Raw genomic sequence first — 570 nt, forward strand, 5'->3', positions numbered from 1 at the left:
TCCAGGGCTTCAAGAAGGCGCTGGAAAGCCATCCGGACATGACGATCGTCTTCGAGCAGCCCGACAACGACATCCTCGAGGAAGCCGTCACGCTGACCGAGAACGCGCTGCAGGCCCATCCGGACATCGCCGGCCTGTTCGGCTCCAACGCCTCCAACCCGATCGGCGCGGCGCGCGCGGTCAAGAACGCCGGGCTTGCCGGCAAGGTGGCGATAGTCGGCATGGACGACCTGCCGGAGGCGGTCGACGCCGTCTGCGACGGCACGATCACGGCCCTGAAGGCGCAGCGCCAGTGGGACATGGGCTACTGGGCGGTGAAGTACCTCGTCGCCATGAACGAGAACCACACGACGCCGCTCTTCCACGACACCGGCTCGCGCTTCATCACCAAGGAAGACTGCAAGTAACCCCCGACGGGCGGGGCGCGCGCGCAAGGCGCGCCCCGTTCAGGAGACGCCCGGCCATGACGCACCCCATCTTCGAGGCCCGTGACATCACCAAGTCCTACGGCGTCGTCCACGCCCTCAAGGGCGTGTCGATCGGCATCGGCGCGGGCGAGATCCATGCCAT

General features: G+C 67.2%; 1 protein-coding gene. It reads left to right on the top strand.

The annotated features are described in order from the left end of the window. Positions 1-407: substrate-binding domain-containing protein (locus tag O6P37_RS28425; protein ID WP_269897217.1), on the top strand; the 407-nt coding region annotated here is incomplete at its 5' end. Positions 408-570 lie beyond the last annotated feature (163 nt).

It is taken from the genome of Mycobacterium hippophais, assembly GCF_027529605.1.
Taxonomy (GTDB): Bacteria; Actinomycetota; Actinomycetes; order Mycobacteriales; family Mycobacteriaceae; genus Mycobacterium; species Mycobacterium arseniciresistens.